Origin of the sequence: Plantactinospora sp. WMMB334 (assembly GCF_049179095.1) — a bacterium.
In the GTDB taxonomy this organism is placed as follows: domain Bacteria; phylum Actinomycetota; class Actinomycetes; order Mycobacteriales; family Micromonosporaceae; genus Plantactinospora.
In genome coordinates, this window is the sequence record NZ_JBMHME010000002.1 from 1647307 (window position 1) to 1666551 (window position 19245).

The following is a 19245-nucleotide window of genomic DNA, read 5'->3' on the forward strand; positions in this document are numbered from 1 at the left end:
CCTACCCCAGCGGCGTGTGCCCCCGGACGCCGCCCGGCTCGCGACCGTATGGAGGATGGCGCATGTCCCAAGGCCAGGAGCTTTTCGACCTGCACGAGGACAAGACTTCACGACCCCGCTTCGAGATTACGCTGCGCGGCTACGACAAGCGGCAGGTGGAGCAGTACGTGGCGCAGACCGCCAACGAGCTGTCGAAACTCGTCTCCGAGCGCGAGCAGGCGTTCAGCCACATCCAGGGGTTGACCGTCCATCTCCAGCAGGTGCAGGCCGAGCTGACCGACCTGCGGGAGCGGCCGCCGCAGGTGGACCGGGCATCGTTCCGGGACCTGGGGCCGATGGTCGACCAGATCATGGAGCTGGCCGAGAAACAGGCCGGGGTGATCGTCGACGCCGCCGCCCAGCGGGCCAACGAGCACCAGACGGAGGCGGAGCGGGTCCTCACCGACGCCCGTGAGCAGGCCGAGAAACTGGTCGCCGAGGGCGAGGCGAGCCGGGAGCGGGCCGAGCAGGAGGCGCAGCGGTCCAGCGAGCGGAGCACCCAGCAGCTCGAACGGGCCCAGGCCCAGGCCGAGTCGATGTTGGAGGCGGCGCGCAACCAGGTCCAGCAGGAGATCGAGACGGCCCGCACGCAGACCCAGCAGGAGCTGGCGCAGTGGCAGTCCACCGTGGAGCGGGAGCTGACCGACCTGCGTAAGGCCACCGAGCAGGAGCTGGAGCGCCAGCAGAAGCAGGTCGAGGAGGTGAACGCGAACCTCCGGGCCGAGGCCCAGCAATACTCGAACGAGCTGCGACGGCGCGCGGACGAGCAGGCCACCTCCCACCAGCAGCAGTTGGCCGCGCTCCAGGAGGAGATCGAGACGCGGCAGCAGGCGCTCAGCCGGCTGCAGGCCGCGCAGGAGACCGCGCAGCAGCGGCTCGCGCAGTCCCGCCAGGAGGGCGTCACGGCGGAGCACGAGTTCGCCCAGTTGCAGCAGCGCCTCGGCGAGGTCCGGCAGGACCTGACCGCCGAGCTCAACCGGCTCGACGAGGCCCGGCGGGCGGCCGAGCAGGCCGAGCGGCAGGCCGCCGAGGTGCGGGCCCGGACGCAGCGGGAGGCGAAGCGCCTGGCGGACCGGGCTGCCGCCGCGGTGATGGCGGCTGCGGCGCTCACCGGGGAGACCGGCGAGTACCAGATGGTGGCGGTCCGGGCCGACGCCAACCGCGCCGCTGCCGAGCCACCGGCGCAGCCGGTCCTGGCCGAGCCGGTCCTGGCCGAGCCGGTGGCGGCGGAGCCCGTCGATCAGACCGGGTCGGCTGACCGGCCCGAGTCGGGTGACCGGCACGAACCGGCCGACGGGCACGAGCCGGCGCAGCGGCACGAACCAGGCGAGCGGCACGAGTCAACCGAGCGGCACGAGCCGGAGCAGCGGCATGAGCCGGAGCAGCGGCATGAGCCGGTCGTGCGACACGACCCGGTCGAGCGGCACGACGCGACGGAGCGCCCCGAGTCGGTCGAGCGGCGCGAGCAGGCCGAGAGCACGTTCGACGCGTTCCAGCCCCACCGGCCGCAGCCCGCGCACCAGCAGCCGCACCCGCACGCCTACACACCGAACGGTGGTGACCCCACCCGCTACTGACGGCCCGGGTGGCGCGCCGGCCGGCGACGGCCACCCGGCGCGGCTGCTCACCCGTTGGGCTGGTCCCCCTGCCGGCTGTCGGCGACGGCGGCGGGCGCGTCCGCCAGGGAGAAGCGCTCCCGCAACCGGGAGTAGAACCTGGAGGGGCGCAGCCGCACCAGGTGGGCCGGTGCGCGTGCCGGCAGCACCGTCACCCAGTCCCCGGGGTCCAGCACGCCGCGAAGCTGCCCGTCCACGCTGACCGCCACCTGGCCGGAGCGCTCCAGGACCCGTACCGTCACCGCCTCGTCGGCGGCCATCACCAGGCTGCGGTTGAAGACCATGTGCGGGGCGACGGGGGTGAAGACGAGCGCGCTGAGCCGGGGGGAGAGGATCGGACCACCGGCGGCGAAGTTGTAGGCGGTGGAGCCGGTCGGGCTGGCCACCACGAGGGCGTCGGCCGAGTAGGAGGCGAAGAGCGTCTCGTCCAGGTAGACCCCGAGGCTGGCCTGCCGGTCGCGGGCCAGCTTCTCGAAGACGATGTCGTTGAGCGCGGTGATGTCCAGCGCCACGCCCGGATGGTCGACCGGTTCCGCCGTACGCGGCAGTGGCGGGGGCGGCGGGAGCAGCGGGCCGCGCCCGTACCGCAGCAGCGCCTCCATCCCGCCGGGGATCTCCAGCGGGCGGGAGGCGCAGAGCGTCAGCATCAACCGTTCGTCCAGTTGCACCCGGCCGGAGAAGAACGCGTCCAGCGCCGTGTCGATCTCGGTCGGCTCGACCTCCGTCAGGAAGCCCACCCGGCCCACGTTGATGCCGAGCACGGGTACGCCGTCCTTGGCCGCGATCCGGGCGCCGCGCAGGAACGTCCCGTCCCCGCCGATCGTCACCACCAGCGCCGGGTGGCCGGCCGCCTCGGCCTCGTCGCCCGCGTTGCGGCGGTGCTGATGTCCCCAGGAGGGATCCCAGACGTCGATGGCGCTGACCTCGACCGAGTGGTCCGCGGCCCAGCGCCGGACGGTCGCGGCCGCCTCCACCGCCGCCGCCCGGCCCTCGTGCACCACCAAGCCGATCCGCTCGCCTGTCATGCTCTCTCGTCTCTCCCGTCTGGCACCGACGCGCCGGTCCTCGGCCGGTGCACGACCGGGTCAGGGTACCGGCCACCGGCCGTCGGCGAGCCGTCCCGGCCGGTGGGGCGGCGGATCACCGCCGGGTTCCCCTTTCCGGCCCTGCCGGCGATCGCCGTTCGGGCTGTCGATCGCGGGATCCGGCGGCGGACGCGACGCGCCGAGGGTGGGCGGCGGAGAGGTAGCGGCGCATCGAGGGATGTGCCCATGACAGGACCAGGGCGGCGGCCAGTGCCGCGTAGAGCGCCTCGATGGCGGACCGCTCGGGAATGAGTACGACCTCGAGCGTGATCCACGCGCCGAGGGCGAGGGCGGTGAGCCCGGTGGCCGTCCAGGCCCAGTGCCTGCCGGTGGCGTGCTCGATGCGGGCGGCCCAACGCCAGTGTGGCCGGCGCCAGAGGCCGTAGGCGGTCAGCAGCGACCCGAGGCCCAGGCCGAGCCCGAGCACGAGTCCCGGCACCCGCCAGTCGTCGATGACGGGTATGTGGTCGAGCCACTGGGCCTTGACGAAGGCATTGCCCTGTGGGTAGAGCAGCATCTCCGCACCCCCGCCGGCTGCGGTCAGCCCGACGAAGCAGAGGATGACGCCGGCCCCGGTGACAAGCGGCGGACGGCGGCGGGTCGGCGTTGTCCCTGGTGACATGATGACCTCCAGTCGGGGTGACGAGGTCGCCGGTGGGACGTGCCGGCGGCGCTGGGGCGTGGCGTGGCGCCCGGCCGGCGTTCCGCCGGCGTGGGCGGACGGCGACAGCAGCAGCCGTCCCACCACGTCTACCGGATGGCGGCCGGGCGCCAGCAGGGTCGACCAGCCCTCCGGACCGGTCTGGAAGCCCTCCCGCCAGGCTCGCCGTGTCACTCTGAGTAAGTGGATCGGTGCCCTGTGTATTTATCTGCTCGTCATGGCTGCGTAACAGGCGCTGTAACAGAACTGTGGTAGCGAAGGTTGCCCTCTCGGCTTGACAGTGGGGCGGCGCGGGGCCAGGCTGGGGCCACTGTAAGCGCTTCCGGAAACGGGCCGATGCTCCGGAGCCTGTAAGCGCTTCCGGACGTATTTGCCCTGTCTTGATGGAGTTGGCATGACGCTGCAGGACCGGCCACAGGTGACGATCTACGAGGTCGCCCAGCGCGTCGGCGTCTCGATCGCCACCGTGTCGCGGGCACTGCGCGGGACCGACTACGTCGCCCCGGAGACCCGTCGGCGGGTGCTGGCAGCGGTCGAGGAGTTGCAGTTCCGGCCCAGTCGGCTGGGTCAGTCCCTGGCCGAGGGGCGGCACGCCGCCAACGGCATCGTCTTTCCCGACCTTGCCGGTCCCTACTACTCCGAGGTGGTGCTCGGCTACGAGGAGGTCGCCGCCGAGCTGGGCAACAGCGTGCTGATCCTGGCCACGCACGGCCGTCCCGACCCGGCCCGCAAAGTGCTCGAGCTGGCCCGCCGGGTGGACGGGATGGTCGTGATGGGCCGCACGGTCACCGACGAGATCGTCGGACAGGTCGCCGAGACCGGCGTACCGACCGTGCTGCTGGCCCGAGCGGCGGTCGGCGGGCTGGACACCATCACCGCCGACAACGACACCGGCGCCCGGCGCCTGGTCACACACCTGCTCGGGCACGGCTACCGGCACCTCGCCTACCTGGGCGACCCGGACTCCTCGCCCGACGTGACCGCCCGGTACCGGGCGTTCCGGGAGACGCTCGCCGCCGCCGGCCGCGAACCGCCCGGCGCGCCGGTGCGCTGCGCCTTCGACGTGGACGCCGGGCACCGGGCCGCCCGGCAGGCACTGGCCGCCTCGCCCCGACCGGAGGTGCTGGTCTGTGCCAACGACGAGGTGGCGCTCGGCGCGCTGGCCACCGCCGCCGAGCTGGGCCTGAGCGTCCCCACCGATGTCGCGATCACCGGCTGGGACGACGTGATGGCCGCCCGCTACGCCGGGCTCACCACCGTGCACCAGCCGATGCGGGAGCTGGGTGCGACCGCGGCGCGGTGGTTGCAGGACAGGATGACCGGCAGCCGGGCAGCGGTGCGGCGCGAGGTGCTGCCGACCCGGCTCGTCGTGCGGACGAGCTGCGGTCCCCACGACCCCGAGACGGAGGAACCGAGATGACGACGGCGAAACGGAGGTCCGAGATGAGGGCATGGAGACGGTCCGGTGCGGCCGTGGTCGTCGCGGCGGTGATCGCGATGACCGGCTGCGGCCGGGACGATAGCGGTGGTAGCCAGGAGGCGGCCCCGCCGATCGCGGAGGGGAAGGCGACCGGCGAGATCACGGTCTGGGCGATGGGCACCGAGGGGGAGAAGCTCTCCGTCCTCGCGGACGACTTCATGAAGGAGAACCCGGAGGCGAAGGTCACGGTGACGCCGATCCCGTGGGACGGCGCGCACGACAAGCTCGCCACCGCCATCGCGGCGAAGCAGACCCCGGACGTCAGCCTGATCGGCACCACCTGGATGGGCGAGTTCGCCAAGACCGGCGGGCTGGACCCGACCCCGGCCGACCTGGTCAAGAAGGACGACTTCTACGAGGGCGCCTGGGACACCACGGTCGTCGACGGCACCTCGTACGGCGTGCCGTGGTATGTCGAGACCCGACTCTTCTACGTGAACACCGACGTGGCCACCCGGGCCGGCATCACCTCCCCGCCGAAGACCTGGGAGGAGTTCAAGTCCGCCGTCGCCGCCATGAAGTCGAGAGGCGGCGCGAAGTGGGGGGTGAACCTGCTACCGCCGGGCTCCGCGATCGGGACCTGGCAGAGCGTGATGCCCTTCGTCTGGTCCAACGGCGGCGACGTGGCCACGGACGGCACCTTCACGCTCGACAGCCCGCAGGCGGTAGAGGCGTTCGCGTACTACAAGTCCTTCTTCGACGAAGGGCTGGCGCCGAAGGGCCTGCCGGCGGACGGCCTGGAACCGGCCTTCCTCAGAGGGGAGATCGGGGCGTTCCCGTCCGGTCCGTGGCACATCGGGGTGCTGAAGGAGCAGGGCGGCGCCGACAAGTTCACCCTCTGGACGATGCCGGCCCGGCAGTCGGCGACCTCCTTCGTCGGCGGCGGTGACCTGGCAGTGTTCAAGGACGCCAAGAACCGCGACGGGGCGTGGAAGTTCGTCGCCTACCTGAGCCGTCCGGACGTGCAGACGAAGTGGTACAAGACCGTGAGCGACCTGCCGGCGGTCAAGCAGGGCTGGGACGATCCGACACTCGGCGGCGACCCGTTGCTCTCCACCTTCGGCAGGCAGCTCGAGGACGCGAAGTCGCCACCGGCGATCCCCACCTGGGAGCAGGTCGCCGCGGCGATCGACGGCGAGACCGAGAAGATGGCGAAGGCCGGTCTCGACGCGGCGGAGGCGGCCGGGGCGATGCAGCAGCGGGCGACCTCGATCGGTACCGGGGTCTGAGATGACAGCGGTCGCGCCCGACGCGGGCCCCCGGCGGCGGGGTGGTGCCGGACTGCGCCTGCGCCGGGCGGCGGTCGGCTGGGGCTTCGCCCTGCCCTTCACGGCCCTGCTCCTGGTTTTCCTGGCCGGTCCGGTGCTGGCCTCGCTGCTGATGAGCTTCACCGACCTGCGCAGCGCCGACCTGCGTACCCCGTTCGCCGTCAACGTCGTCGGCCTGGAGAACTACGCCCGGCTCTTCGGCGACGAACTCTTCGTCCGGGCCGCCGTGAACACCGCGATCTTCGTGCTGGTCGGCGTACCGCTGACCATGGTTGCCGGGCTCGCGGCGGCGCTGGGGCTCAACTCGGGACTGACCCGCTTCCGCACGGTGTTCCGGGTCGGCTACTACCTGCCGGTGGTCAGCAGCATCGTGGCGATCGCCGTGGTCTGGCGGTTCCTCCTCCAGCCGGACAGCGGCCTGCTCAACAGCCTGCTCGGCCTGGTCGGGGTGGAGGGGCCGAGCTGGTTGCAGCGCAGCGACCTCGCCCTGCCATCGCTGATCGTGATGGCCGCCTGGCGCAACCTCGGCTACCAGATGGTGATCTTCCTGGCGGGGTTGCAGGCGATCCCGCAGCACCTCTACGAGGCGGCCCGGATCGACGGGGCGAGCCCCTGGCAGCAGTTCCGCTACGTCACCCTGCCGTCGCTGCGCCCGACACTGCTCTTCGTCGGGGTCATCGCGACCATCGGCTATCTCCAGTTCTTCGAGGAGCCGCTGGTGATGACCCGGGGCGGCCCGCTCAACTCGACGCTGTCCGTCTCCTACCACATCTACAGCCAGTTCGGGTTCGGCAACTACGGCTACGCCTCGGCGATGAGCTATCTGCTCTTCGTGGTGATCGTGCTGTTGACGATCCTCTGGTTCCGGCTGCTGCGCTCGACCGAGGAGGTGTCCCGGTGACCACCCAGGTCACGTCTCCGAGCCGACCGCCCACCGTGCCGCCGGCATCCGGCGCCGGCTCCGACCGGCCGGTACGCCGCCGCCGCGACCGGGTGGCCGCCGTCGTCCTGCACGTGGTGCTGGTGGTGGGCCTGCTGGTGATGGTCGGCCCGTTCCTGTGGATGCTGGTGTCGTCGTTCAAGTCGGAGAGTGAGATCCGGCGGTTGCCGCCGACCTGGTGGCCGGAGCAGTTGACCCTGGCGAACTACCAGGAGTTGTTCGGCCGGCTCGACTACCCGACATATTTCTTCAACTCCGCCCTGGTGGCCGTGCTGGTCACGATCGGCAACGTCGTGCTGTGCTCGGCCGTCGGTTACGCGCTGACCAAGCTCCGCTTCCCGGGCCGGCGCGCCCTGTTCGGTCTGGTGCTCGGCGCGGTGATGGTGCCCAGCATGGTGACCTTCGTCCCGCTCTTCGTGCTGATCGCCAATCTCGGCCTGGGCAACACCTACGCCGCGCTGGTGCTGCCGTTCCTGGCCTGGGCGCTGGGCGCGTTCCTGATGCGCCAGTTCATGCTCTCCATCCCGGACGAGCTGATCGAGTCGGCCCGGGTCGACGGTGCCGGCGAGCTGCGCATCTTCGTCCGGATCGTGCTGCCGCTCTGCCGGCCGGCCCTGGCCGCGCTCGCGATCCTCGGCTTCCTCGCGAGCTGGAACAACTTCCTCTGGCCACTGGTGGTCGCCACCACCGAGGACAAATACACCCTGCCGGTCGCGCTGGCCCTCTACAGCGTCGGGCAGAACCAGACCAACTTCGGGCTGCTGCTCGCCGGCTCTGTCGTGGTGGTGCTGCCCGTACTGATCGTCTTCATCGTGTTGCAGCGGCACTTCGTGCGCGGCATCGCCACCACCGGACTGAAGTGACGACCTTCCAGACGCACCGTCGGCCTCCGCCGACGCCGTACCCCCGGAGGTAACACCATGATCCGTCCCGTCCGGGTCGCCCTGGCGGCGGCCCTCGCCCTCACCATCGCCGCGCCGGCCGGCGCCGCATCCGCCGCGCCGGCCGTCCCCTCGGCCGGCTCCCCGCCCGGTGCCGTCGACCGGGCCGCCGCCACCCGCTGGGCCGCCGACACCTGGCGGTCGATGGTGGCGATGACCGATCCCGGCACCGGGCTCCCCGCCGACAACATCGGTGGTGACCTGGCCGCCGGCAGCCGGGCGAAGTACACCTCGCCGACAAACGTCGGCTCGTACATCTGGTCGGCCCTCGCGGCCCGGGAGCTGAGGCTGATCGGCGAGCGGGAGCTGGTCGTGCGGGTCGGCGCCGCGCTCGACTCGCTGGCCCGCCTCGACCGGCACGCCGACTCCGGCATGTTCTACAACTGGTACGACCCGGCCACCCTGGAGCTGCTGCGCACCTGGCCGGAGGATGGCGAGCCGGTCTACCCGTTCGCCTCTAGTGTGGACAACGCCTGGCTGGCCGCCGCATTGATGATCGTGCACAACGCGCTGCCGCAGCTGCGCCGCAAGTCCGATCCGCTGCTGAACGGCATGGACTTCGGCTTCTACTACGACCCGCAGGCCCTCGGCGCCGACGTGCCGGTCGGGCTGATGCGGGGCGGTTTCTGGGTCGAGCCGCCGCCGGGCTGCTCGCTGCCCGGCAACTACCGGGACCGTGGGCCGGACGTCCACTACACCTGCCACACCTACGGCGCCTTCAACAGCGAGACCCGCATGATCAGCTATGTGGCGATCGCCCGGGGCCAGGTGCCGCCGGCACACTACTTCGGCCCGTGGCGGACCTTCCCCGACACCTGCGACTGGTCGTGGCAGGAGATGAAGCCGGTCGGCGAATACCGCGAGTACGCCGGGGTCCGGGTCTTCGAGGGCGCCTACCGCTACCGGGGCCTCCAGTTCGTACCGTCATGGGGCGGGGACATGTTCGAGGCGTTCATGCCGGACATGTTCGTCCCGGAGACCCGCTGGGGGCCGAAGAGCTGGGCCCGTAACCACCCGGTCTACGTCCGCGGCCAGATCGAGCACGGCCTGCGCGACGCCGGCTACGGCCACTGGGGCTTCTCGCCCGCCTCCAACCCGGCCGGCGGATACCGCGAGTACGGCGTGGACGCGATGGGGCTGGACGGTCCCGGCTACACCAGCGACCAGGAGCGGACCAGCGTCGACTACGGGTTCGCCGGTTGCCCCGACCGCCCCGCCCAGCCGGAACCCGAGGCGTACGGCGACGGCGTGGTCACCCCGCACGGGGTCTTCCTCGGCCTCCAGCACGCCCCCGCCGAGGCGCAGGCCGAGCTGGCGAGGCTGCGCCGCGACTTCGACATCTACGGTCCGGGTGGCTTCTACGACTCGGTGGCGGTGGGCAGCGGCACCGTCGCCAAGCGCTATCTCGCGCTCGACCAGGGGATGGTGCTGGGCGCCCTGGGCAACCTGCTCGGCGACGACGTGCTGCGCAGGGCGTTCAGCCGGGGCGGGGCGGAACGGCTGCTCCGCCCGATGATGCGGATGGAGGAGTTCTCCGTACCGGCCCGGCAGTAGGACGACGAGCGCGCTCGGCGAGCGCGGTTGACGAGTACGGCAGACGGCAACAGCAGGCACGCCACACGAAGGATCACGTAGGAATGAGCGACGAGACGACGAGCATCGGCGACGCGGAGAGCGTTGGCGACGCGGAACGGGCCCGCGCGGACTGGCAGGACCGGATCGGCCGGCGCCGGACCGGCACCGCCGACGACGGTCCCGGCATCGCGGGCGGCCTGCACGCCCCCGACGGGCTGCGGGCGACGCCGGGGCGGGGACAGGTCACCCTCGACTGGTCACCGGTGCCGGGCGCCATCGGATACCAGGTGTACCGGTCCGCCGGTGACGAGCCGCCGAGGGTGCTGGACCATCACGGCGGTGACGTACTGGCGGTGCCGCATCCGCCGTACGCGGACACCACCGGCGAGCCGGGCCAGCCCTACGCGTACGCCGTTGCCGCGCTGCGCGACGTCGACCAGCCCGGACCGCTCTCCGCGGCGGTCCGGGCGGCCTCCCACGACGGATCCGCTCCGTCGGCGACCGGCAACGGTCGGGCTGCTGCCGCCGCCGGAGCTGACCCGCTGGTGCGGGTGGCGGTCGAGGCGGACGGCCCGACCCGGCCGGTGCACCGGCCGTGGCGCCCGATGATCGGCTCCGAGCACCTGAGCCACCTGCTCAGCACGGAGACGACCGGCGGGCGTCCGATCGGCGCGGAACTCGCCGAAGCGCTGCGGATCATGAGCACCGAGCTGGGCGTCAGCAGCGTGCGTGCGCACGCGATCCTCTGCGACGACCTCGGCGTCTACCGGGAGGTCGACGGCGTGCCGGTGCACGACTTCGGCCGGGTGGACGAGGTCTACGACCGGGTGTTGGCGCTCGGCCTGCGCCCGGTCGTCGAGCTGTCGTTCATGCCCCGCGACCTGGCCAGCGACCCGACGAAGACCGTCTTCGCGTACGGGGCGATCATCTCCCCGCCCCGGGACTGGCAGCGCTGGGCCGACCTGATCCGCGCCCTGGTCACCCACCTCATCGACCGGTACGGCCGGGAGGAGGTGCGGCACTGGCCGTTCGAGGTCTGGAACGAGGCGAACCTGGAGGTCTTCTGGTCCGGCACCCGGGCCGAGTTCATGCGCCTCTACGAGGTGACCGTCCAGGCCGTCCGGGAGGTCGACCCGGGGTTGACGGTCGGCGGTCCGGCCTCGGCCGCCGCCGGCTGGGTGGGTGAGCTGCTGGAGCACGTCGATGTCTCCGGCGCACCGGTCGATTTCGTCTCGACGCACACCTACGGCGCCCCGCCGCTGGACTTTCGCCCGGTCTGCGCCAGGCACGGCCGTCCCGACCTGGGCATCCTCTGGACCGAGTGGGGTGTCACGCCCACCCACTTCAACCCGGTCAGCGACGACGTCTTCGCCGCCGCCTTTCTGCTGCGTGGCATGCACTCGGCCGCCAACCGGGTGGACGCGCTCGCGTACTGGGTCGCCTCCGACCACTTCGAGGAACTGGGCCGGCCGAGCCGGCTCTTCCACGGCGGCTTCGGCCTGCTGACCGTCGGCAACCTGCGCAAGCCCCGGTTCTGGGCGCTCGCCCTGGCCGACCGGCTCGCCGAGCACGAGTTGCGGCAGACCCTGACCGGGGACGGCGCGGAGAGCCTGGTCGAGGCGTGGGCGGCACGCGACGACGACGGCGCGGTGACGGTGCTGGTCTGGAACGGCACCCTGGACCAGTCCAAGGCCGGCGGCGACCATCGGCTGGGCCGCGAGGTCCGGGTCGAGGCCCGTGGGTTGGCCGCCGGCTCCTATCGGGTACGCCACTGGCGGCTCGACGCGGAGCACTCCAACATCGTCCGCGCCTGGCAGGACCTCGGCGGCGGCGACTGGCCGACGGAGGAGCAGTGGCAGGTGCTGCGCGGCCGGGACACGCTGGACGAGTACCGGCCGGAGCAGGTCGTGCCAACGGCGGACGGCACCTGCACGGTGGAGTTCCCGCTCCCGATGCCGGCGGTCTCCTTCCTGCGCTTCGAACCGGTGGCCGCGTCGGCGGCTGGGTGAATCATGACGACTTGTTGTCGTTCCAGGTGCAACAAGTCGTCATGATTCACCCGGCGGCGCTCGGCGATGCGCGGACGGTATTGGACATCGGGACGGCGGTGGAACCATCGGCGTTCCTGCGAGCACACGACCACCGCGTGCGGTGAACACCCAGCAGTGACTGGTCCCCTGTGGAGTGCGAGCATGTCCGCCATGGAAATCTACGAGGACGAGCGGATGGTGGCACGAGAGGACCTGGCCGGCTGGCTGCGCCTGTTGGCCAGTCAATTGGAGACCGGCGGGAAGGTCTACTACGGCGCTGCCGGCGCCGTCACAGTCGGCGAACGGGTTCACTGCGAGCTGGAGATCGAGCGCGACGGCAGCGAGATCTCCATCGAGATCGAATTCTCCTGGCGCGATCCGCACGCAGCGGCCGCCATCACCGACGAGGAAGACGAGGAAGACGAGGAAGACGAGGACGACGAGGACGACGAGGAAGACGAGGACGACGAGGACGACGAAGACGACGAGGACGACGAAGACGACGAGGAAGAAGATGGCGAGGAAGTAGGGGCCGAGGAGGACGACGAGGAAGGCGACGCGTCCGGGGACGGCGAGGACGAGGAAGCGGAAGCAGAGGAAGAGGCGAACGCCGCCGAGGACTCCGACGAGGGAGGCTCCGAGGAGAAGAACTCCGACCAGGACAGTTCCGAGACGGGCGACGAGGAGTCGGAGCCGGCGGAAACCGAGGAGCCGGCGGAGGCTCCGAAGCCGCCGGAGGCGCCCAAGCCGCCGGTGGAGGCGCCCAAGCCGGTGGATGCGCCCAGGCCGGTGGAGGCGGCAGCGCCGGTCACCGCCACCGGGCCGTGGTCATCTCCCGCTGTCGCTCCGGCTGCGACGGCTGCGGCACTGACCCCCGCTGTCGCCTCCAGCCCGGCCGAGGAGCTGACCGAGACCTCCCACCCCGTGCAGCCGTCCTGGACCCCTGCCGCGGCAGAGCCGGCGGAGGTGTCCAGTTCGGCCGATCCGGTGGAGGCGCCGACCTCTGCCGGGCCGACCGAGGTGTCCAGTCCGGCGGAGCCAACCGCCGCAGACACCGAGCCGACTGCGTCCGACGCTGTCGAGCCGACTACCACCGAGTCTGTCGAGCCGGCTGCGTCCGAGTCGGCGGAGCCGTCGGAACCGCCTGCCGCGTCGGAACCGCCTGCCGCGTCGGGAACGCCTGCGGCAGCAGCGGAAGCGCCTGACCCGGCGGAGCGGGATGAGGAGTCCAGCCGCCGCCAGCCGCTCTGGAGTCCCAGTCCGGTGGAGCCGCCCCGCGACGACAGGCCGACGACGGGAGCCTGGTAGCCGTCAGTCGGCAGCAACGGCCGCCGGGTGGGTCGGGCCGGCTCTCCCGATCCGACCCACCCGACGACCGCATCCGACCTCGACCGCATCCGACCTCGACCACATTCGGCTGGCTCGCTCGGCGTACCGGACACGGGGCGAGCGCCCACGTGCCGGCGCGTCAACCCGGTCCGTCTGCCGGGGGCCGGCGGCAGCGCTCCGCCACGGATTCGAGCGGGTGTTCCGGGGCCGGGGGCGGGTCGGCGTGGCCACGGCGTCCAACATGTCGAAGGCACCGGATCGCGGTGTCCGGGCACGAATGGCGGCCCGGTACTTCGCATTCGTCAGCGGCGGGACCTGCGGGGCGTACGGCATCGGGACGAGTTCGACCGAGTCGGGGCAGCGCCACCGATAGCCACAGCGGCAGTATCGCCAGAGTCGGCGCCAGTCCCGGCGGTGATACGGCTTGGTTCCTCGACCGAATGGCATGCTCTTCTCCCGTCGTCGAAATGGGGCGGGGGTGGCGCCGGGCTCCGCAACACGGGCAGCCACCCCCGTGGGCGCTCCGCTTGTGATGGGCGTTGGGTAAAACCGGCGGTGCGCTTGAGTTCCACCTTGGACTTCAGACGTCGAAAGGCGGAAGATAAGCAGCCAGCAACACAGCTTACGAGCCCGACATCGCGCGCCGGGAAAGGTGAGGAATGACGAATCACAGCGGAGGAATGGGAAGAATTCTCAAGTACGCCCGTTCCAGGTCCGGGATGACCCAGGAGCAGCTTGCCGAACGGCTGCACGTGTCGACATCGCTCATTGCCAAATTCGAGACCAACCGGCTGATCCCGCAGCCCGACACGGCACTGCACCTCGACACCGTCTTCGACTCCGGCGACCTGTTCCAGGAATCGGTCGCCGAGGCGCGGGCCTCCGCCGGCCCGACCTTCATCAGGCCGTGGCTGGAGTACGAGCAGCGGGCCACCATGGTCCGGAGCTTCGAACTGGCGGTGGTGCCCGGCCTGCTCCAGACCGAGGAGTACGCGCGGGCCGTTCTCGGCGACGCCGGCACCCGGGTGCCGGACCTGGACGCCGCCGTGGCGGCCCGGCTCGCCCGCGCCGAGGTGCTGCGCCGTCCCGAGCAGCCGTGCCGGCTCTTCGCCGTGCTGGACGAGGCGGTGCTGCGCCGGCCCGTCGGCGGACCACAGGTGATGGCCGGGCAACTGCACGCGATCGTGCGGGCGTGCGGCCTGCCGAACGTCAGTGTCGCCGTGGTGCCGGCCTCGGCGGGCGCCTATCCCGGGCTGAACGGGCCGCTGGCGCTGGCCACCGTCGACGGCCGGAGCGTGGCGTTCCTGGACGATCCGCTGGACGGTCGGGTGGTCGAGGACCCGGAGCGGGTCGCCGCGCTGGAGGAGGTCTGGGAGGCGATCCGCGAGTACGCTCTACCCGGACGCCCGTCCCTCGAACTCATCACGGAAGCAGCGGAGTCATGGAGCTGATCGACGGTCCGCGCTGGCGGACGTCCGCCCGCAGCAACGGGCAGGGCGGCAACTGCGTGGAGGTGGCCGACAACCTCCCCGGCCGGGTCCTGGTCCGGGACAGCAAGGACCGGCAGGGACCGGCGCTGGCCTTCGGCCCGGCCGCGTGGCGGGCGTTCGTCGCCGGAGTCGGCCGGCACGGGTAGTCGGTCGGGGGTCCGGCAGGCGACGGTTTCGGGCACCTGCCGGGTCGGGGTTGGCCGTTCGGAAGACTGTCGAGCTGCCCCGCTTGTGCGCCCACCCTTACCCACCCTTCCCACCCTTCCCGTCCTTCCCGTCCTTGTCGGCGAGCCGATGCCGCGTGCCCCGTTCATGCACCCAGCTCGACAGCCTGCGTGACAGATATCTCCAGGCTGGGCCGCCGGGGCCGTTGATTCCGGTCAGCAGGGCGGTTCCGGGCCTTGACAGACATCTCCGCCGGAGCTTGAGTGGATCTTAAGTCGGGTGTGTCCGTCCCAACCCGACCAAACCCCCATGGGAGACCCTCATGCTGCTGTCCCGCCGCACCATGCCCGTGGCGCTCGCCGTCGCGGTCGGTCTGGTGCTGCCCGCAGGCCCCCTGCCGGCGCTCGCCGCACCACCCGGCGGCACCGAGTTCCACTCCTCGTTCGAGCCGGCCGACCCGCAGCCGACCTGGACGAACAGCGCCGAGGTCGACGCCGCCGGGCGCAAGCGGATGTCCGGAGTGACCGGCAGCCCGGTGACCGGCATCCCCGGCAACCTCACCGACCGGGTGACCGAGGTGACCGGCAGCGGCGAGAACCCGCCGAACGAGACCGCCGCCCGGGTCGTCGACCGGAACGTCAGCACCAAGTGGCTGGTCTTCGCCTCCGCCGGCTGGGTCCGGGTCCGCTTCGACGAGCCGGTCGCGATCGTGCACTACGCGCTCACCTCCGCCAACGACGCTCCCGAGCGGGACCCGCGCGACTGGACGCTGCAGGGCTCCGCCGACGGCGAGAGCTGGACCGACCTGGACAGCCGGACCGGCCAGGAGTTCGCCGAGCGGTTCCAGACCCGGGAGTACCGCCTCGACAACAGCACCGCCTACCGCTACTACCGGCTGGACATCACCGCCGTGGCCGGCGGCGGCATCACCCAGCTCGCCGAGTGGCAGCTCTCCGACGGCGACACCACGCCGTCGCCGGTCACCGACATGCGCGGCTTCGTCAGCGGCGGGCCGGTCAACGGGCCGACCATGAAGCCGAACGTCGGCTGGACCGGGCGCCACGCCTTCCAGTACTCCGGCGGGCAGACCGTGGACGGGCGCGGGTACGCGTACAACCGGGTCTTCGACGTCGACCTGGCGATCACGCCGGAGACCGAGCTGTCGTACGTGATCTTCCCGGAGCTGACCGCCCAGGACCTGGACTATCCGAGCACGTACGCCGCCGTCGACCTCGCCTTCGACGACGGTAGCTACCTCAGCGAGCTGGGCGCCGTCGACCAGTACGGCTTCGGGCTGAACCCGCAGGCGCAGGGCGCGGCGAAGTCGCTCTACGCCGACCAGTGGAACCTGAAGCGCTCCCGGATCGGCGACGTCGCCGCCGGCAGGCGGGCCGTCCGGGTGCTGGTCGGCTACGACAGCAGCACCGGCCCCGGCGTCTTCAACGGCTGGATCGACGACATCCGGGTCACCGCCCACCCGGACCGGCCGGAGCACGACCGGCCCTCCGACCATGTCCGGACCACCCGGGGGACGAACTCCACCGGCGGCTTCTCCCGGGGCAACAACATCCCGGCCACCGCCGTGCCGCACGGGTTCAACTTCTGGACCCCGATGACCAACGCCGGCTCGCTGAGCTGGCTCTACGACTATCAGCGCGGCAACAACGCGGACAACCGGCCGACGATACAGGCGTTCACGGTCAGCCGCGAGCCGAGCCCGTGGATGGGTGACCGGCAGACCTTCCAGGTGATGCCGTCGGTCGCCGACGGCGTCCCGAACGCCAACCGGGCGGCCCGGGCGCTGCCGTTCGGGCACGAGAACGAGGTTGCCCGGGCGCACCACTACGGGGTCACCTTCGACAACGGGCTGGTCACCGAGATCGCCCCGACCGACCACGCGGCCATCTTCCGGTTCACCTTCCCCGGCGACCGGGGCAACCTGATCTTCGACAACGTCGACAACAACGGCGGGCTGACCCTCGCCCCCGACGCGGGTGAGATCACCGGCTACACCGACGTGCGCAGCGGCCTCTCCAACGGTGCCACCCGGATGTTCGTCTACGGCGTGGTCGACCGCCCGGTCGTGGCCGGCGGCCGGCTGACCGGCGGGGGCGGGGCGAACGTCACCGGCTACCTCGGCTTCGACACCACCGACTCGAAGCAGGTGCAACTCCGGATCGCCACCTCGCTGATCTCGGTCGAGCAGGCCCGCCGCAACCTCGGCCACGAGATCCCGCAGGGCGACACCTTCGACGCCGTACGCGAGCGGGCGCAGCGGCTCTGGGACGAGAAGCTGCGGGTGGTCGAGGTGGAGGGGGCCACCGAGGAGCAACTCGTCACCCTCTACTCCAACCTCTACCGGCTCTTCCTCTATCCGAACTCGGCGCACGAGAACGTCGGCACCCCGGCCGAGCCGCACTGGCGGCACGCCGTGCAGTCGTCGGCCACCTCGTCGATCCCGATCGACTCCACGCCGACCGAGACCGGCGCCGAGGTGGTGGACGGCAAGGTGTACGTCAACAACGGGTTCTGGGACACCTACCGGACCACCTGGTCGGCGTACACCCTCTTCAGCCCCGAGATGGCCGGTGAGCTGGTCGACGGGTTCGTGCAGCAGTACCGCGACGGCGGCTGGGTATCCCGGTGGTCGGCGCCCGGCTACGCGAACCTGATGACCGGGACCAGCTCGGACGTCGCCTTCGCCGACGCGTACGTCAAGGGCGTCCGCGGCTTCGACGCGAAGGCCGCCTACCGGGCGGCGGTCCGCAACGCCACGGTGGCGCCACCCGGCGCGAACCCGAACAACACGAGCGTGGGACGGAAGGGGCTGCAGACCTCGATCTTCGCCGGCTACACCTCGTCGGCGGTCTCCGAGGGCGTCTCCTGGGCACTGGAGGGCTACATCAACGACTTCGGCATCGCCAACATGGCGGCGGCGCTCGCCGAGGACCCGACGACCCCGGAGGCGGAGCGGGCCGGCTACCGCTCCGACGCGGAGTACTTCCGCAACCGCGCCCAGAACTACATCCACATGTTCGACCCGAACGTGGAGTTCTTCCAGGGCCGCGACGCGGCGGGGGAGTGGAAGTCCGACCCGGACGGGTACGACCCCCGGGTCTGGGGCCACGACCACGACTACACCGAGACGAACGGCTGGAACTTCGCCTTCCACGTGCCGCACGACGGGCAGGGCCTGGCCAACCTCTACGGCGGCCGGGCGGCGCTGGCCGAGAAGCTTGACGAGTTCTTCGCCACCCCGGAGACGGCGAAGTTCCCCGGCTCCTACGGCGGCACCATCCACGAGATGGTGGAGGCCCGGGACGTCCGGATGGGCATGTGGGGCTTCAGCAACCAGGTCTCGCACCACATCCCGTGGATGTACACCTACGCCGGGCAGCCGGCGAAGACCCAGGCGCTGGTCCGGGAGGTGCTGTCCCGGATGTACCTCGGCAGCGAGATCGGCCAGGGCTACGCCGGGGACGAGGACAACGGCGAGACGTCGGCCTGGTATCTCTTCGCGGCGCTCGGCATCTATCCGCTCCAGGTGGGCAGCACCGACTACGTGATCGGTTCGCCGCTGTTCCGCAAGGCGACGGTGCACCTGCCCGGTGGCCGGAAACTGGTGGTGAACGCCCCGGAGAACAGCGCCGACAACGTCTTCGTGCAGGGGCTCTCGGTCGACGGGGTGCCGTACCAGCGCACCTCGATCTCGCACGCGGAGCTGGCCGACGGCGCGGTGCTCGACTTCCGGATGGGGCCGGCGCCGTCGACCTGGGGCACCGGGGAGGCGGCCCTGCCGACCTCGCTGACCCCGCCCGGCGCCCCGCCCCGGCCGCTGGCCGACATCACCGTCCAGGGTGGAGCGGCGGCGTTGACCGACGACACCTCGGCGACCGGGGCGCCGCTGACCGCCCCGGTCACCTGGACCGTCTCCGGCACGCCGGAACTGGTCACCCACTACACCCTCACCTCGCGGGCGGCGGCGGGCGACCCGACCGGCTGGACGCTCTCCGGCTCCTACGACGGCAGCCGCTGGACGGTGATCGACAGCCGGTCGGACGAGACGTTCAGCCGGCGGGCCCAGACCCGGGCCTTCGCCGTCCAGCACCCCGGCCGGTACGGCTACTACCGGCTCGCACCGACCGGCTCGACCGGCGGGCCGGCGGCGCTGGCCGAGGTGGAGTTGCTGGCGAACCCGGCGGCGGCGTGCACATCCACGCTGACCGGGCGGCGCAAGGGCCCGCTGACCGTCTCCACCGGGGTGGTCTGCCTGGCCGGGGCGACCGTCACCGGCCCGGTGGTGGTGCGCGCCGGTGCCACGCTCCGGGTCGACGGCGGCAGGATCACCGGCCCGGTCTCGGCGGTCGGCGCGGCGGAGGTGGTGCTGCGGGACGTCGAGGTCGGCGGTCCGGTCTCGGTGGTCGGCACCTCCGGCAACGTCGGCATCGAGCGGGCCGACGTCGGTGGCCCGGTGACGCTCATCGGCAACGCCGGGGCGCTGGTCGCGGCGAGCGGCGTCGGCGGGCCGCTCTCCTGCCTGCTCAACGATCCGGCCCCGGTGGGCAACGGGCTGCCCAACACGGTGCGGGGCCCGGCGAGCGGCCAGTGCGCGCACCTCTGACCGGG

13 protein-coding genes and 1 pseudogene are annotated in these 19245 nt (G+C 71.7%); 12 read left to right on the forward strand and 2 right to left on the reverse strand.

What is annotated here, in order from left to right; genetic code table 11:
* Positions 1–62: 62 nt before the first annotated feature.
* Positions 63–1382, forward strand: a pseudogene (locus tag ACN27G_RS07165) (hypothetical protein); the annotation flags it as partial.
* Positions 1383–1663: 281 nt separating this feature from the next.
* On the opposite strand, the gene ACN27G_RS07170 reads toward ACN27G_RS07165, so the two are convergent.
* Both ACN27G_RS07170 and ACN27G_RS07175 read right to left on the reverse strand, forming a co-directional pair.
* On the reverse strand, positions 1664–2680 hold the full coding sequence (locus ACN27G_RS07170; protein WP_421491989.1) for an NAD(+)/NADH kinase: 1017 nt from the start codon (positions 2678–2680) through the stop codon (positions 1664–1666).
* Between the two features lie 115 nt (positions 2681–2795).
* Positions 2796–3575, reverse strand: coding sequence for a hypothetical protein (locus ACN27G_RS07175; RefSeq protein ID WP_421491990.1), 780 nt, complete (start codon positions 3573–3575; stop codon positions 2796–2798).
* A gap of 220 nt (positions 3576–3795) precedes the next feature.
* Between ACN27G_RS07175 and ACN27G_RS07180 the strand changes: the two genes are divergently transcribed.
* The 11 genes from ACN27G_RS07180 to ACN27G_RS07230 all read left to right on the forward strand — a co-directional run bounded on the left by ACN27G_RS07180 (position 3796) and on the right by ACN27G_RS07230 (position 19240).
* The gene (locus ACN27G_RS07180) at positions 3796–4821 is read left to right on the forward strand and encodes a LacI family DNA-binding transcriptional regulator (RefSeq protein WP_421491991.1); all 1026 of its coding nucleotides are present in this window, start codon (positions 3796–3798) and stop codon (positions 4819–4821) included.
* Positions 4822–4844: 23 nt separating this feature from the next.
* Positions 4845–6110, forward strand: coding sequence for a sugar ABC transporter substrate-binding protein (locus ACN27G_RS07185; protein WP_421491992.1), 1266 nt, complete (start codon positions 4845–4847; stop codon positions 6108–6110).
* A gap of 1 nt (position 6111) precedes the next feature.
* Positions 6112–7050, forward strand: a complete 939-nt coding sequence (locus ACN27G_RS07190) for a carbohydrate ABC transporter permease (RefSeq protein ID WP_421491993.1) — start codon at positions 6112–6114, stop codon at positions 7048–7050.
* A complete protein-coding gene (locus tag ACN27G_RS07195) occupies positions 7047–7952 on the forward strand; it encodes a carbohydrate ABC transporter permease (RefSeq protein WP_421491994.1) in 906 nt (301 codons plus the stop codon). Before ACN27G_RS07190 ends, ACN27G_RS07195 begins: the two co-directional genes overlap by 4 nt.
* 57 nt (positions 7953–8009) lie before the next feature.
* Positions 8010–9584, forward strand: coding sequence for a glucoamylase family protein (locus ACN27G_RS07200; protein WP_421491995.1), 1575 nt, complete (start codon positions 8010–8012; stop codon positions 9582–9584).
* An 83-nt stretch (positions 9585–9667) separates the two neighbouring features.
* Positions 9668–11614, forward strand: a complete 1947-nt coding sequence (locus ACN27G_RS07205; RefSeq protein ID WP_421491996.1) for a GH39 family glycosyl hydrolase — start codon at positions 9668–9670, stop codon at positions 11612–11614.
* 11 nt (positions 11615–11625) lie between these two features.
* Complete coding sequence (locus tag ACN27G_RS07210) at positions 11626–11760, forward strand: hypothetical protein (RefSeq protein ID WP_421491997.1); 135 nt, start codon at positions 11626–11628, stop codon at positions 11758–11760.
* Positions 11761–11806: 46 nt separating this feature from the next.
* Complete coding sequence (locus tag ACN27G_RS07215) at positions 11807–12943, forward strand: amphi-Trp domain-containing protein (RefSeq protein ID WP_421491998.1); 1137 nt, start codon at positions 11807–11809, stop codon at positions 12941–12943.
* A 680-nt stretch (positions 12944–13623) separates the two neighbouring features.
* Positions 13624–14415 (forward strand): helix-turn-helix domain-containing protein, encoded by a 792-nt coding sequence (locus ACN27G_RS07220; protein WP_421491999.1) that lies wholly within the window; start codon positions 13624–13626, stop codon positions 14413–14415.
* The gene (locus ACN27G_RS07225; RefSeq protein WP_421492000.1) at positions 14406–14600 is read left to right on the forward strand and encodes a DUF397 domain-containing protein; all 195 of its coding nucleotides are present in this window, start codon (positions 14406–14408) and stop codon (positions 14598–14600) included. The genes ACN27G_RS07220 and ACN27G_RS07225 overlap by 10 nt, the downstream gene beginning before the upstream one ends.
* A gap of 362 nt (positions 14601–14962) precedes the next feature.
* The gene (locus ACN27G_RS07230) at positions 14963–19240 is read left to right on the forward strand and encodes a GH92 family glycosyl hydrolase (protein WP_421497262.1); all 4278 of its coding nucleotides are present in this window, start codon (positions 14963–14965) and stop codon (positions 19238–19240) included.
* Positions 19241–19245: the final 5 nt, after the last annotated feature.